Raw genomic sequence first — 13478 nt, 5'->3', positions numbered from 1 at the left:
GTCGTCGGTAGCGACGACACCGCCGCGACGTGAGCGCCGGCTGAGCGGAGTCGACGCCCGTCACGCCTCGTTCGCCATGCTGTCGGGAGTTCTGTGACCCCTGGCTGCGGCGTAGGTCCAGCCGAGGAGCAAGCCGTACACGAGGTGGGCGACGCCCACGGACGCCACGACGAGGACACTCCCGAGCATGCCCGGCAGCGGGACAAGCGGTTCGGGGAACGACTGGACACCCAGCGCGCTCATCGAGACCGGGAGCAGGAACCCTGTTGAGAGCAGGCCGATTGCGGCCGCGAAGACCACGCCGCCCGCGACGCTCTCTCCGACGGACTCTATCTGGCCGTGAAACACCGGCCGGGAGACGACGAACGCGAACAGCAGGCCTGCGAGAACGCTGTTCAGCAGGTGGACCACCCATCCGCCGAGGACGGACGGCCAGCCGTACAGTGCCCCGATGAACGGCATGAGGTTCGCGCCGGCGTGGAAGACGACGCCCATGCCGACGCCGGCGACCAGCCCGCTCGCACCGCCAGCGACCCATCTGTACCTCGTCACTGCCGAGACGCGAGAGACGGTGTGTCCCTGGCTCATGCGATAGTGTTTGTGGTATGGTACCAAATATGCGGGCGATTGTTCACCCCGTGGTAACGGGTGCTTGTTCGCATGGCTACAGCAACACACCCAGGTGACAGTGAGCACCGTCACCCGGATACGGCACGTCACAATTCACTCCGTTCACCGCTCTCGTTATTCGAGGGTGCTTCCGCTGGTCGCTACCTCGCTGCTCACGGTTCGCTCCGCTCACCGTTCGTCTAACGAGAGGCGCGACCATAGGGAGCGGCTCTCGCTACTCCACGGCTCCCGCCGCTCACCGTTCCGTCGAGGTTCTTCGCTCCGCTCAGAACCTCGCTACTCCCGAAGTGCGTCCTCTCGCTCCGTCGCTTCCAGCGTCTCCTCTTCCACGTCGGTCGCCACGACAGCGGGCTTGTACGCCCCGCCGGGGATGAGGTCGTTCTCGCCGACCGAAGAGTCGACGAAGCGCTGGAACGCGCGGCGCTCCGGCGGCAGTTCGCCGTAGAGAACCTCGTCCTCGACGAGGTCGTACACCGGAATCCGTGGCGTCAGGAGCGTGTTTTCGCCGACAATCGATCCTTCGCCGACGACGAAGCCGCTGGTGACGCGACAGCCAGCGCCCAGCGACACCTCGTCCTCGACGATGACCGGCGCGTTCTCGACCGGTTCGAGAACGCCGCCGATGAGCGTGTTCGCGCCGAGTTTGACGTTCTCACCGATCTGGGCACAGGAACCGACGGTGTCACAGGAGTCGACGAGCGTGCCGTCGCCGACGTACGCCCCGATGTTGACGAAGGAGGGCGACATCATGATGCAGTCCTCGCCGAGGTACGCGCCGCGGCGGATCGTCGTGCCGTCCGGCGTGTTGCGGGTCCCGCGCTCCCCGAGGTCCGCGGTCTCCCGTAGCGGGAGCACATCGTGGTAGTCGACGCCGCCGTACTCGCGGGCGACGGTCTCGCGCAGGCCGAAGTTCAGCAGAATGCCCTGCTTGACCCAGGCGTTGGCCTCCCACTCGCCGCCGGACTTCTCCGCGGCGCGGACCTCGCCAGCTTCCAGCGCCGCGAGGAACTCATCGAGTACGGCGAGGTGGTCGTCGGTCGCGTCGGTCGCTGACAGGCCGTCCTGTTTCCGTTGCCAGAGGTCGTCGATGTCGGCTTCGAGGCTCATACCACCCGGTTGCGACGCCGGGGGCTTACCTACCGGGGTTTCGAGACGGATGTGCTACTGTGACTCATTCCGCTGGCCGCGTCCCGCTCTCAGTCCGATCCGCGGCCGGGGATGTAGCCGCATTCATGGCACATGCTGATTCGCGGAGCCGTCGCTTTGAATTCACTTGAACATCGCGGGCAGTCGGTCGCTGGCAGTTGTACGTGTTGGTTCGTAGCCATACGGAACACTCAGCAATTCCAACATATAAGGCTACCCGTAATATAGAGAGAAGTATTCGAATGTGTATTATCACATATTGATATCTGTAGTCTGAACACACTGAGGGGAGAGTTCCTCAGACGCAGTGTCCGAACGAAATCGCAGCGGACGGCGATACGTGGCTGACGAAAACTGTCGCTGTGTCGGTCTCCATCGCTCAGGCGTCCACGACGTCACCGAAGGCGTACCAGCCGGCGTCGCGGCCGACGAGCCACGTCGCCGCATCGAGTGCACCAGCGGCGAACACGCCACGGTCCTCGGCCCGGTGGGAGAGCGAGAGGACTTCGTCGTTGCCGGCCAGAACCAGTTCGTGTTCGCCGCGAATGTCGCCGGCTCGCCGCGCGAACACGCCGATTTCGTCTTCGTCGCGCGGCGCGTGTCCTTCCCGGCCGTACACTGGTTCCACGTCGCGCTCTTCCTGAATCACGTCGAGGATGCTGTTGGCGGTGCCCGACGGTGCGTCGACTTTGCGGTTGTGGTGGGTCTCCATCAGTTCCAGATCGTAGTCGTCGAGCGTTCCGGCGGCCTCACGGACGAGTCGCTGGAGGACCTGAATCCCCTGTGAGAAGTTGGTGGCCTTCAGCAGCGGGATCTCCTCACTGGCGTCTTTCAGGCGACCCATCCCGTCCTCGTCGAAGCCGGTGGTCCCGACGACCATCGGGACGCCCGCCTCGACGCAGGCCTCGGCGACAGTCACGGCACCTTCTGGGACGGCGAAATCGACCACGACGTCCACGTCGTACTCCCGGAGCGCAGCGGCGGCCTCGGCCGGCTGGACGACCGGGATGCCGTCGACTGCGTCTACGTCACTCGTTGCGAAGCCGACGACGACCTCGCTGTCAGTGGCGGCCTCGATGACAGCACCGCCCATCTGGCCGGTGACACCGTTGACCGCCACCCGCGTCATCGCTCGGCCTCCGCGTACTCGTCTTCCAGGTCCTCGGTTTCGAGCGTGGCGAGCACGTCACGCAGGTGGTCGAGATGGTCGTCGGACAGGCGGGTCAGCGGCGAGCGGAGGTGTGCCGGGCCGTAGCCACGAATTCGCATGGCCTCCTTGACCGGAATGGGGTTGGTCTCGACGAACATCGCGCGGAACAGCGGGCCGAGTTCATGATGAATCGCCTGCGCTCGCTCGTAGTCGTCGGCCAGCGCCGCACCGACCATCGCGCAGGTGCGCTCCGGCTCGATGTTGGCCGAGACGGAGATACAGCCGGTCCCGCCGACCGACAACACCGGCAGCGTCATGCCGTCGTCGCCGGACAGCACCGCGAAGTCCTCGCCCCGCGTGCGTTCGATGATCTCGGAAATCTGGTTCATGTCGCCGCTCGCGGCCTTGTACGCCCGGATGTTCGGGTGCGAGGCGAGTTCGACCGCCGTATCGGGCTCGATGTTCTGGCCCGTCCGCGAGGGGACGTTGTAGACGATCTGTGGCAGGTCGACCGCGTCGGCCAGGGTCGTGTAGTGGTCGATAAACCCCTGCTGTTCGGGCTTGTTGTAGTACGGCGAGATGAGTAACAGGGCGTCAGCGCCGGCTTCGGCGGAGCGCTGCGATAGCTCCAGCGCTTCCTGGGTGTTGTTCGACCCCGAACCGGCGATGACCGGCACGTCGTCGACGGCGTCGATGACCGCCTCGACGACCTCGATGTGTTCGTCGTGTGAGAGCGTCGCCGACTCGCCGGTCGAGCCGACGGGAACGAGGCCGTCGACGCCAGCGGACTCGAGGCGCTGTGCGTCCTCTCTGAGTGTTTCGAAGTCGATACTGCCGTCTTGATGGAACGGCGTGCACATCGCTGGGAACACGCCGCGGAAGTCGATAGCTGTCATTGCTGAATGTGTGGTGTCGCTGTGGGTTAGGTTGTCCGGTCTGTCGATACCCGAAAAGGCGGCCCGGGACGGGGTCGCTACGCCCGCAACGAGCCATCAGAAAGGCTGCTTGCGCTTTGGTTTCGAGACGACGCGCTGGCTAGCGGTCAGCGGTTTCGGCGAAGTTGCGGCGCGTCGTCGCATACCTATGGGATCAACCGTGAGGGACTTATCGCTTACGCTCTCGTCCAACGGCGTGCTCGGCGTAAACGCCGCCTCAGCGACTGATCGACCGTGTGAGGGTAAAGACGAACAGCGCGATGGTGAACCCACCGATGAACGCTTCGACGGCAATAACGAAGCTCAGTAGTGTCCCAGCCGCCTCGGGGAGGCCAAGGATTATCGAAACGAAACTGACGATACTGAAGATGACGAACCCGAGCGGCTTCGTGTAGGTGATCGGGGCATCGAACGCGGCGTACACTCCCGAAAACAGCAGGATGACGATGAGTGAGAAAAACACGGGTCGCAGTGGCCGTTCTCCATACCCACAGGAAACCTTGAGGCTGACGTTGGAAATCCACTTGCCGGCGCTTTTGAGTGCTGTCACGGGGCTTGCGGTCTCGACCATCCGCCGCCAGTGGCCGCGGCGGACGTAGTCCATCTCTCTGGTGAAAAACTCCGAAGCGGCCCGGCTGTCTCCTATTTCGTTGGCTCCGTTTTTCGCCCGGAGATAGAGGTTCTCCAGCCGTTCAGGGGACTGGTTCGCATCGTTGTGCAATTGCCAGTCGATAGCCGCGAGTTCCCGCTTGTAGGAACTGAAATCGAACCCTTCGAAGGTCGTTGCGTCGAAGCGAAATACGCTGAATGCGGCGTTGTCGACGAGTTCGACCTCACCAACGACTGCTTCAGTCATATCGTACGTTACCGATTCGGCGTCACCGCCGACCACGCCGCTGATAACCGACGTATCGGTGCAGTCGACGACGACGTCGGACCCGTCTGCCGACAACCCACCTGTCTGGAGGTCTCGACCGAGGTCGCTCCCGGTAAACGTGACATCCCCGGTCAGTGTGGCGTCGGTAAGCCGGAACTCACGTTCACAGGTCACGTTGTTCATCGACAGTGCAACTCCGTTGAGTGTCTCGGCTGTGCTGCGCGGATTACCACTTGCAGAGTCGAGTTTCACTGCCGGCGCGTCGATTGTCGCTTCGATGAACTGCGCGTTGCCGGTAAAGGTCGAACTGTCGAAGACGGCCCCGGACTCGAACGTCGCCCGGTAGAAGTTGGCCACGTCGTCGAATCGAGTGTTGAGAAAGTCGGCCGCGTCGGTAAACAGCGTCTCGACACCGTAGATGCCCCGCCGGAAGCGGGCAACTCTCGCGTAGACGGGGCCACGAAACTCTGTTCCGCCCAGATCGAGCCATGACCGGAAATCCGCCATTCGAAACGAGACCCGTCCGGCGAGCGTCGCACCGCCGAAGTCGACACGCCGGGTGAGCACCGAGTCCTCTAGGTCCAGCGTCTCGCGTAGATGGCTCCCCTGAAACAGGAGCGGCATTTTAACTGTCGCGTGTCTGAGCGACACGCTCCCGGAGATAGTCGACTCTCGCAGGTCCAGCGGCTGGTTCGACGGCCCGTCCAGCACGGCGTAATCGAGGTCGAGTGCACCCAGGCTTGCCCCGATGAGCCGCACCGGTCCTGACCCCCCGGCGACCGCATGGAGCAACTGGTCACACACTGCTGTCTCATCAACACGGTCCGGGTTAGCATGGAAAAGACACGGTTCATTGTCGGACAGCGCCTCCCGCGAACAGACCCACCTGTCCCCGTCAATATCATCGAATCGCTCGTCGGATACATCGTGGCTGTACCCACACGTAGCCGTCATGACGCACTCACGTCGCTCTGTAATCCGACCATGATAAAAAACACCCGTGACAGTCACATAGACCACGGTCTGTCAGTGTCTCGCTGAGCCCAGACTGACTGCCGACCCGCGCGCTCCGACTGTTCTCTAAACCCCGAAAACCTATCCCAGTCCGGGAGAAAAATCCGGATATGACAGTTTCCCAGCCGGGACAGCGCGTGGCCGTACTGGCCGACGCGCAAAACCTCTATCACACTGCCCGGAGTCTTTACTCGCGGAACATCGACTACGAGGCGCTACTGGAAGAGGCCGTTGACGGCCGTGAACTGACCCGCGCTATTGCTTACGTCATCCGAGCGGACTCGCCCGAGGAAGAGTCCTTTTTCGAAGCGCTCGTCGATATCGGCTTTGAGACGCGCATCAAGGACATCAAGACGTTTCAGGACGGGTCGAAGAAGGCCGACTGGGACGTCGGGATGAGTCTCGACGCGGTCTCGCTAGCAAATCACGTCGATACGGTAGTGCTCTGTACTGGTGACGGCGACTTCGCTCGTGTATGTCGGTATCTCCGCCACGAAGGCTGTCGCGTCGAAGCGATGGGCTTCGAAGAGTCGTCCTCCGAAGACCTCAAAGCGGCCGTTGACGGGTTTATCGACATGAGCGACGATTCCGACCGATTCCTGCTATAGCCGACCCAATACGTGGGCAGTCGCTCCGGCGCTGTCTCCACCACTGATCCAACCACGTACCCGGAATAGCTTCCCGCGGCTCGACAGGCTCAGAAGTGCTTGTGCTTGGGTTTCGCAGGAAAAGGCTCTCGGCGGTTAGACCGGGCGACCGTCTTCTGACGTTCCAACGAGGAGGGCTCCGGCGGCCAGCCCAGGTGCAGCCAGCGCTCCGGCAGCGGCCGGGATGCCGATGTCGATTGCCCCTGTACCAAGGATAAGCACGGTGCTGATCGCCAGCAGCGCAGCGCCCAGAATCACTTTTCGCGTGTCTGTAGCCATATCACCCGTCACTTGGACGTCATCCGGTATAAATTTCCCCAAAATCGACGGAGGAAAGTATGGTACTGGACAGCAATAACCATATTTCCCCTGAGAGACGCTACCGCTCCGGCCCGACAGAACGGTATTTCCGGCCCACCTGCATAACTGAAGCAGCAAACACATCCCCTTGTAGTGCCCCCGACCAGTTGGGTCACAGAGACGGTATGTTGCCACCCGCTGAGGATGGTCGGTACACCCTCGCGCTCGTCACGGAACAGGCGCGAGACGGCGACCCACTGCAGTTCTAGGCGTCGTGGTCGGATCGCTGACCACGGAGCGGATACAGAGGCACACGCCCCGTGTACTCGGGCCGGGGCGACTGACGGATCGAACCAATGGCATTCCGGTTCGGGACACCGTCATCCATAGGGCCAGACCGTTGATTCGGAACGGATCGGGGGGAGTGGCATTCACCATTGCCACACGATTTCGGTCGGCCGTGGTTCGGGCAGCCACGGTCGGCCTCACATTTCATCTCGGACTGCGTCGAACAGTGGCACGGGCAGAACCGAAAGGCGGTTTATCACCCGGCATCGAACACGGGCAATGAGTGACGACGAGTTCCGCGGGCTCCGGCGCGCGGCCGACTACCAGTTCGGCGGTGGCGGCGGGACGGCGCTGTTCGCCGGCGCTGACGCCCTCGACGTAACACACACTAGTTCCGGCCGGCCGCGACAGGTCCATGCCACGGACGGCCGCATCGCCACGTATGGCGACGACGGCCGCTTCCGACTCGGACTCGCCGGCGGGAGCAGACTCCTCGATGCCTTCGACGGGCCGCGACACCGCGTGGTCGTCGGCGACGAGAGCGAGCCATTCATCCGCGAGGGCCGGAACGCCTTCGCGAAGTTCGTGCAGTCCGCCGACAGCGCTCTCCGTCCGGGCGACGAGGCCCTCGTCGTCCACGAGGACGGCTATCTGCTCGCCGTCGGCCGCGCGGAACTGCCCGGCAGCGGCATGGACGACTTCGAGACGGGGATGGCTGTGAAGGTTCGGCAGGGCACAGCGGACTGAGGCGGATTCTGTTGCGGTTGCCCGAGACGTGCCGCCCTCGTGGTTGGCACTATCCGGGAGGGCCGACAAGATCAGTATGACAGAAAGCATTTGCTGTCCCCTTCGAGACGAGCGATATGCGCCGCCGAACGCTCCTTGCCATGCTGGCGCTCTCCCCAATCGCCGGCTGTGGTGCGCCCGGTGACGACACGTCGACGAACGGCTCGACGCCATCGGTAACCACAACGACGCCAGCGGAACAGCCGACAGCAGCAGTGACCAGTACGCCACAGGACACGCCGACACCGACAGTAACGCCCGCCCCCGACGACCCGGTCCTGTTTGTCGTCGACAACGACACGGACAGCGAGCAGACTGTCACGCTCACTATCACGAGAGACGAAACGACGGTCCTTGATGAGACGGCGACGCTGGCCGCCGGTGAGTCGGTCGAGTATGACCCGATGATCGGTACGACCGGCGAATACACGATCACTGTGCAGGTGGCGGGTGGTTCCAGTCGGACCATCGAACGGACTCTCGGGCGGTACGCGGTCAGCAGCGGCTCGAATCACTTCGTCGATATTACTGCTGACGAGATCAGGATATACTGGGAGGAGTAGTTACAGGAGCAGCCCGGACTGCAAGAGCCAGACCAGAACCGTCACTGTCACCGCACTGGCAACGGTCGTCAGGAACACCGTCGCGCTGACGAGTTCGCCCGGTGACTGGTCCCCAGTCCCGTGGCTGAACGCGCCGACGAGGATGAGCGTCGTCACGCCGGTCGGCGTCGCGAGCAACAGGACGACCACCTGCGCAACTGTCTGGTTCTGGAAGCCGACGGCGAGTACCGCGGTGAACGCGAGCACCGGAGCCAGCAGGAGTTTCATCGCGCTGGCGACCCCGACAGAACGGAAATCGCTGTTCCCGTCGACGTTCGAGAGCTGGATCCCGAGGATGAGCAACATCACCGGGATCGAGGCGTTGCCCAGCAGTTCGAGGGTCTGCATCACTGTCGAATCGGTTGGTGGCACCGCGCCGAGCCAGCGCAGGGCGAGCGCGGCGACGACAGCGTACACGAGCGGGACGCCGAACACGCGGCGCATGTCCGCCAGCGGGCTGCCCCCGCTGCCCCGGGCGGCGATGTAGATACCAACGGTGTAGAGCAGCACGCCCTGCAGCGCGGTCACGAGGACGGCCGTACTGCGCCCCGTCGCGCCGAAGGCGAAATCCGCCAGCGGGATGCCGTAGTTCCCGGTGTTGGGAAAGATCGAGACGAGGACGAACGCGCCCAGCAGGGGTTCCGAATGCCCGGTCAGGCGGCCGACGCCCTCCGCTAGGACAAGCATCGCCGCGGTGAACAGCACGACGGCGAGGACGACGCTCAGAATCGTGTTGCCGGCAAGCGTCGACGTGGTCAGGCTGTGGACGACCAGCGCGGGCGCGAGGACGTACACCGTGATGGTGTTGAGCGCGTCGGGATCGGTGCCTTTCGCCCGGCCGAGCGCGAAACCGGCCGCTGCGACGGCGACGACCGGGAGGATGGCCGTGGCGAAGATGGACAGCAGTGACACGGCGGGGATGGACGGTCGAGCCTTAGAATCGTTACGAAGCACCGCGGGCGTGCCGGTTCCGGCAGCTCGGCGCTGCTGTTCCACGCCGAGCGCCCGACCAAGTCCGGGTCGCTACGCTTTTCTGCCCTGCCCCGCCAGTCCTACGTATGTTTGGCGGAGGCGGCGGGATGAACCCGCGCAAGATGAAGCAGATGATGGAACAGATGGGCATCGACATGGAGGACATCGATGCGCAGGAAGTAATTATCCGCACCCCGGACGAGGAGCTCGTCTTCGACGACGCGGAGGTCCAGCTGATGGAAGCCCAGGGCCAGAAAACGTATCAGGTCGTCGGCGACCCCGAGAGCCGCGAACTAGGCTCGGGCGACGGCTCGGCCGCGGCCGAAGACGCCGACGAGTCCGACAGCGACGCCGCTGTCGATGAGGACGACGTCGAACTCGTCGCCATGCGGGCCGGCGTCGACGAGGACACCGCACGGGAGGCGCTCGAAGCCAACGACGGCGACCTCGCGGACGCGGTCGACGAACTGGAGTAACGTGGCGTACCTCTTCGTCCACGAAGACCGCGAGTACCTGCTGGACCCCGGCGAGCGGTTCGAGTCCGACCTCGGCATTCTGGAGGTACCCGAGGACGTGGCACCGGGCGACGTCGTCGAGACCCATCTGGGAACTGGCTTCACCGTCCGCCGGCTGCGCGGTCCGGACCTGTTTACCCACCTCGAACGCACCGGCGCGCCGATGATGCCCCGCGACGTGGGGCTGGTCGTCGGCAAGACCGGCGTGGCCGCGGCAGATCGCGTCCTCGATGCTGGCACCGGGACCGGCATCCTCAGCGCGTACATGGGCCGTATCGGCGCTGACGTGGTGACCTACGAGCGCGATCCCGACTTTGCCGACGTGGCCCGTCAGAACATGGAGATCGCCGGCGTCGCGGACACCGTCGAGGTCCGGACCGGCGACATCACCGACGATCTGGACGACCTCTCGGGCTTTGACGTGCTGACCCTCGACACCGAGGACGCCCCCACCGTGGTCGAGCGAACGCCCACGCTGCTGGACCGCGGCGGGTCGCTGGCGGTGTACTCCCCGTTCGTGGAGAACACGCGAGAGGTCGTGGCGACGGCCACCGAGGTCGGCCTCGACGGCGTCGAGACGCTGGACACCATCCAGCGAGAGATGGACTTCGATGACCGCGGCTCCCGTCCCTCGACCGGCGGCGTCGGCCACACCGGCTACCTGACGTTCGCGCGGCGGCCCTGAACTGGTCGACCGAGGCGGGCGACCCCTTTTTGTTGGGTGCTGGTTTGAAATGTCTATAGCCCGTCAGTTCGCTTGCATGAGCGAAACAGAGACGCCCTCGGAGACGACAACCTGGCCCGACCTCGCAATCGGACTGTACGACCGACTGACCGGGCGCAACGCCGAGATAACTTACGAGTTCGACGAGATGGAGGTCGACGTTCCGAGCAAGGCCGGCGAGGACGCCGACCACGCCCGCTGGCGGGTCGACGGGACGCTCACCATCACGACACGCGAGAACGACTGACAGTGACTGCCACGGCGACGACGGTCGGTGACCTGTTCGCCGTCATCGAGCGCCGCCCGGCTCTCGCCATCGACGCCGACCTGACCGTCGAGAAAGACGGGACCGCGTTTGCCGTCCGCGGGTACGACGACCTCGTCGCCGTCGACCTGCCGTCGCTCGGGGCGGCGCTGGAACTCTGGCGGGACCGGCCTGTCGATGGTCCCGACGCCGCCGCGGCTCTCGACGCAGCCGGACTGACCGCCGAACTCCGGGTCCGCGGTGCGCCCGTCGCTCGGCTCGGCGCGGACGCCGTTCCGAGCGGGCTCGCAGAACGGCTCGGACTCGGCCCGCTCGAACTACTCGTCGACGGATTACTGCTGGCGCTTACGCAACAGCGCGGATGAGGGCAAGCAGTTCGGCCCGGTAGTCCGACGGCGTTCGCCGGAGCGGTTCCGGCGGGTTCTCAATATCTAGAAGGGTCGACAGCGACTGGTCGGGATACGCCCCGGCGGCGATGCGGAAGCCGTCGCCGTGCCAGACGCCGACCCAGCCGGTGATCGACAGTGTCGCGTCGACGGCGAGATCGAGTTCGGCGCTGTAGGTCCGGAACCGGGCGCGGTCGCCGCTGTCGACGCGAACCCGCTCTTTCCGGCCACGCTCGACGGACTCGAACCCCCTGTCGGCCAGTTCCTCGGCGAAGGCCGACTGGGCCTCCGAGCGGACCGTCGGCAGAATCATCGCCGGTCCGATCCCCGGCGCAAGCGGCGGCGTAAACGACAGCGCAGTCGCGAAAAAGAACCGCCACTGGTGGTCGAACCCGACCGCCTCCCGGACAGCCTCGCGCGTGCCGTCGTCGTCGAACACCTTCGTCGCGCCTTCGACACGGGCCGTCGGCAGCTTGAAGACGGTCTCGACGCTCTCGTCGACGAGCGCCCAGCCGCCGTCGCGCAGACGGTCCGCGGGCACGTCCGGGAACGCGGGATCAGCGGGCACGGTCCGGCCTCAGTGGTCGTCCTCGCGCCACTTGTGCTCGCACTCGGTACAGGTGAAAAAGCGCGTCTCGGACTCGTCGGCCGCGCGGATCTGCTTCATCTCGTAGAAGGCCCGCTCGTTCCCACACTCGGGACAGCGTGCGCCCGTCGTCGGGCCCATGTCCTCGGCGTCGACCTCGGAGGTATCGACGACTTCCGATTCCTCCTGACCCTGTGTGGTGACAGCCATCTCCTGTTCGGTCTCGGCGTTTCGAGCCTTCTCGTAGCCGCAGCTACCGCAGACCCAGCGCTCGTCGTCCGTTTTCATCATCGAACCGCATTCGTCGCAAAACTCCATTGTAGTACCACCGTTTGCTTGCCGGCCGTGTTAAACGCCCGGTTTCACCTGGGCCGTCCTCTCTGTGTGTTGCCGTGTAGTACGGACCGAACAGCAAAATCGGCGTGTTGACGCTCTCAATCGTTGCGAACCCACGCTGAACAGGGTTCCATATCGTCCATGACCTCGCTGTGGAAGGAACAATACGGCTCGATGTCGCCGTCCTGCATCACGTATTCGAAATGCCGACAGTTCCCGCAGTAGGTGTCTGGTTCGCCCTGATGGACCGCTGTCTCTGTGATCGCGTCACGTCCCGTCGTCGCTGTGCCGCCGTCGGTCGTCGTGGACGCTTCCGGGCCGGCCTCAGCTATTCTCGGGTCGAGCGCGTTCTCGGAGGGGCCGGCTCGGCTCGTCCCACGCGACGCGGTGTTTTGCTGACCGGTGTTCGAGCCAGTGGTCGCCCGACGGTCCGACCGTCCCTCCGTCGCTCTGTCGCTGTCTGACTGTCGCTGTGACCGCGTGCTGTGGTCAGACTGCGTGCTGCCCGTCGGCTGCCGATGGCGGCTGGTGGCCGTGTGTGCCTCGCCCGAGTGCTGTCCGGTCCCGCCATCGCTGACGGCGCCCTCGGGACCTGTCCCCGGTCGGTTCGTCTGTGTCTCAACTGTGCCGTCCGGGTCCTGTCCGAAGAACCCGATACCGCCCAGTCCCGGCAGCGTCCGAGCTTCCTCTACGAGACGGATCGTCCCTTCCTCGGTCACTTCCATGCGTGCCGTCCCACCGGGGTCGTTTCTCGTCTTGAACGTCGCAAGCGATGCGAACAGGCACCAGAACGTCGTCACGATACCAGCGAAGTAGACGGCACCAGTGAGCAGTGCCAGTAACGGGTCGCTGCTGGTCCAACTGTAGGGGTACAGTGACCGGAACAGCACGACGCCGACTGTTGCGACGCCCGTGCCACCGAGAGCAGTCAGCCGGATTCGACGACTGGCCGGCAACACCGCGAACACACCGAGGATGACCGACGGCAGCCCAAGCCCAGCGATGACACCGGCGATTCGCCTGGCTGCGTAGGCGTCCAGCCCGTATCTGTTTCCGATGCCGGTCGTTGCGAGCGCGATTGCCCCGACGAGTCCGGCAACACCAACGAGAAACAGGGTTGTCCCGACGAGCTGCTGGCGGCGCGATGCGACGCGCCCGACATCCCCCTCGTACACGTCGGTGAGACTAGTCATGCAGTACACTACTGCTACATCCGATAAAACTACCCGTCAGACAGATGCATGACGCGGGCACGCGCGTACGCTGACCGACAGACTTGCGAGTCGTTCCGAAAGCACTAATCGGACCCACGGGCACTG

The 13478-nt window shown here is 64.4% G+C and carries 17 protein-coding genes; 7 read left to right on the top strand and 10 right to left on the bottom strand.

Annotation, left to right across the window (positions count from 1 at the left end):
- Positions 1 to 60: 60 nt before the first annotated feature.
- From C444_RS13155 to C444_RS13135, 5 genes are all read right to left on the bottom strand, one after another.
- Complete coding sequence (locus C444_RS13155; protein WP_004593411.1) at positions 61 to 588, bottom strand: hypothetical protein; 528 nt, start codon at positions 586 to 588, stop codon at positions 61 to 63.
- A gap of 318 nt (positions 589 to 906) precedes the next feature.
- Positions 907 to 1737 carry a 2,3,4,5-tetrahydropyridine-2,6-dicarboxylate N-succinyltransferase gene (locus C444_RS13150; protein WP_004593410.1) on the bottom strand — a complete coding sequence of 277 codons (831 nt, stop codon included), beginning with the start codon at positions 1735 to 1737 and terminating at the stop codon, positions 907 to 909.
- A gap of 418 nt (positions 1738 to 2155) precedes the next feature.
- Complete coding sequence (gene dapB, locus C444_RS13145) at positions 2156 to 2905, bottom strand: 4-hydroxy-tetrahydrodipicolinate reductase (RefSeq protein ID WP_004593409.1); 750 nt, start codon at positions 2903 to 2905, stop codon at positions 2156 to 2158.
- Positions 2902 to 3822 (bottom strand): 4-hydroxy-tetrahydrodipicolinate synthase, encoded by a 921-nt coding sequence (gene dapA / locus C444_RS13140; RefSeq protein WP_004593408.1) that lies wholly within the window; start codon positions 3820 to 3822, stop codon positions 2902 to 2904. The genes dapB and dapA overlap by 4 nt, the downstream gene beginning before the upstream one ends.
- Positions 3823 to 4078: 256 nt before the next feature.
- Positions 4079 to 5692, bottom strand: coding sequence for a pentapeptide repeat-containing protein (locus C444_RS13135; RefSeq protein ID WP_004593407.1), 1614 nt, complete (start codon positions 5690 to 5692; stop codon positions 4079 to 4081).
- 170 nt (positions 5693 to 5862) lie between these two features.
- Here C444_RS13135 and C444_RS13130 point away from each other — a divergent pair, with 170 nt between their 5' ends.
- Positions 5863 to 6360: a LabA-like NYN domain-containing protein gene (locus tag C444_RS13130; protein WP_004516675.1), complete on the top strand. Its 498-nt coding sequence runs from the start codon at positions 5863 to 5865 to the stop codon at positions 6358 to 6360.
- Positions 6361 to 6495: 135 nt separating this feature from the next.
- Here the strand turns inward: C444_RS13130 and C444_RS13125 are convergent, their stop codons facing one another.
- Positions 6496 to 6678 (bottom strand): hypothetical protein, encoded by a 183-nt coding sequence (locus C444_RS13125; RefSeq protein ID WP_004593406.1) that lies wholly within the window; start codon positions 6676 to 6678, stop codon positions 6496 to 6498.
- 588 nt (positions 6679 to 7266) lie between these two features.
- On the opposite strand from C444_RS13125, the gene C444_RS13120 reads away from it, so the two are divergent.
- Together C444_RS13120 and C444_RS13115 are read left to right on the top strand one after the other, a co-directional pair.
- A complete protein-coding gene (locus tag C444_RS13120; RefSeq protein WP_004593405.1) occupies positions 7267 to 7734 on the top strand; it encodes a PUA domain-containing protein in 468 nt (155 codons plus the stop codon).
- A 116-nt stretch (positions 7735 to 7850) separates the two neighbouring features.
- Entirely contained in the window at positions 7851 to 8336 is a 486-nt protein-coding gene (locus C444_RS13115; RefSeq protein ID WP_004593404.1) for a hypothetical protein, read from the top strand.
- Here the strand turns inward: C444_RS13115 and C444_RS13110 are convergent, their stop codons facing one another.
- On the bottom strand, positions 8337 to 9287 hold the full coding sequence (locus tag C444_RS13110; protein WP_004593403.1) for an AEC family transporter: 951 nt from the start codon (positions 9285 to 9287) through the stop codon (positions 8337 to 8339).
- Positions 9288 to 9433: 146 nt separating this feature from the next.
- Between C444_RS13110 and C444_RS13105 the strand changes: the two genes are divergently transcribed.
- The 4 genes from C444_RS13105 (at position 9434) to C444_RS13090 (ending at position 11216) form a co-directional block, all read left to right on the top strand.
- Positions 9434 to 9823 carry a nascent polypeptide-associated complex protein gene (locus C444_RS13105; protein WP_004593402.1) on the top strand — a complete coding sequence of 130 codons (390 nt, stop codon included), beginning with the start codon at positions 9434 to 9436 and terminating at the stop codon, positions 9821 to 9823.
- A 1-nt stretch (position 9824) separates the two neighbouring features.
- Positions 9825 to 10547 (top strand): methyltransferase domain-containing protein, encoded by a 723-nt coding sequence (locus tag C444_RS13100; RefSeq protein WP_004593401.1) that lies wholly within the window; start codon positions 9825 to 9827, stop codon positions 10545 to 10547.
- 76 nt (positions 10548 to 10623) lie between these two features.
- The gene (locus tag C444_RS13095; protein WP_004593400.1) at positions 10624 to 10833 is read left to right on the top strand and encodes a hypothetical protein; all 210 of its coding nucleotides are present in this window, start codon (positions 10624 to 10626) and stop codon (positions 10831 to 10833) included.
- 2 nt (positions 10834 to 10835) lie between these two features.
- Positions 10836 to 11216, top strand: a complete 381-nt coding sequence (locus tag C444_RS13090; RefSeq protein ID WP_004593399.1) for a hypothetical protein — start codon at positions 10836 to 10838, stop codon at positions 11214 to 11216.
- Here C444_RS13090 and C444_RS13085 read toward each other — a convergent pair.
- From C444_RS13085 to C444_RS13075, 3 genes are all read right to left on the bottom strand, one after another.
- Entirely contained in the window at positions 11197 to 11805 is a 609-nt protein-coding gene (locus tag C444_RS13085) for a hypothetical protein (RefSeq protein WP_004593398.1), read from the bottom strand. The two genes, C444_RS13090 and C444_RS13085, sit on opposite strands and share 20 nt — an antisense overlap.
- 9 nt (positions 11806 to 11814) lie before the next feature.
- The gene (locus tag C444_RS13080) at positions 11815 to 12141 is read right to left on the bottom strand and encodes a transcription factor S (RefSeq protein WP_005535365.1); all 327 of its coding nucleotides are present in this window, start codon (positions 12139 to 12141) and stop codon (positions 11815 to 11817) included.
- Between the two features lie 116 nt (positions 12142 to 12257).
- Positions 12258 to 13352, bottom strand: coding sequence for a DUF7139 domain-containing protein (locus tag C444_RS13075; protein WP_004593397.1), 1095 nt, complete (start codon positions 13350 to 13352; stop codon positions 12258 to 12260).
- Positions 13353 to 13478 lie beyond the last annotated feature (126 nt).

The sequence above is a fragment of the Haloarcula japonica DSM 6131 genome (assembly GCF_000336635.1).
GTDB classification, from domain to species: Archaea; Halobacteriota; Halobacteria; order Halobacteriales; family Haloarculaceae; genus Haloarcula; species Haloarcula japonica.
This window is presented reverse-complemented; position numbering and strand designations above follow the sequence as displayed.

Coding starts and splice junctions, on each gene's coding strand:
- C444_RS13155 (WP_004593411.1), bottom strand. CDS start 588: ATGAGCCAGGGACACACCGTCTCTCGCGTCTCGGCAGTGACGAGGTAC.
- C444_RS13150 (WP_004593410.1), bottom strand. CDS start 1,737: ATGAGCCTCGAAGCCGACATCGACGACCTCTGGCAACGGAAACAGGAC.
- dapB (WP_004593409.1), bottom strand. CDS start 2,905: ATGACGCGGGTGGCGGTCAACGGTGTCACCGGCCAGATGGGCGGTGCT.
- dapA (WP_004593408.1), bottom strand. CDS start 3,822: ATGACAGCTATCGACTTCCGCGGCGTGTTCCCAGCGATGTGCACGCCG.
- C444_RS13135 (WP_004593407.1), bottom strand. CDS start 5,692: ATGACGGCTACGTGTGGGTACAGCCACGATGTATCCGACGAGCGATTC.
- C444_RS13130 (WP_004516675.1), top strand. CDS start 5,863: ATGACAGTTTCCCAGCCGGGACAGCGCGTGGCCGTACTGGCCGACGCG.
- C444_RS13125 (WP_004593406.1), bottom strand. CDS start 6,678: ATGGCTACAGACACGCGAAAAGTGATTCTGGGCGCTGCGCTGCTGGCG.
- C444_RS13120 (WP_004593405.1), top strand. CDS start 7,267: ATGAGTGACGACGAGTTCCGCGGGCTCCGGCGCGCGGCCGACTACCAG.
- C444_RS13115 (WP_004593404.1), top strand. CDS start 7,851: ATGCGCCGCCGAACGCTCCTTGCCATGCTGGCGCTCTCCCCAATCGCC.
- C444_RS13105 (WP_004593402.1), top strand. CDS start 9,434: ATGTTTGGCGGAGGCGGCGGGATGAACCCGCGCAAGATGAAGCAGATG.
- C444_RS13095 (WP_004593400.1), top strand. CDS start 10,624: ATGAGCGAAACAGAGACGCCCTCGGAGACGACAACCTGGCCCGACCTC.
- C444_RS13080 (WP_005535365.1), bottom strand. CDS start 12,141: ATGGAGTTTTGCGACGAATGCGGTTCGATGATGAAAACGGACGACGAG.
- C444_RS13075 (WP_004593397.1), bottom strand. CDS start 13,352: ATGACTAGTCTCACCGACGTGTACGAGGGGGATGTCGGGCGCGTCGCA.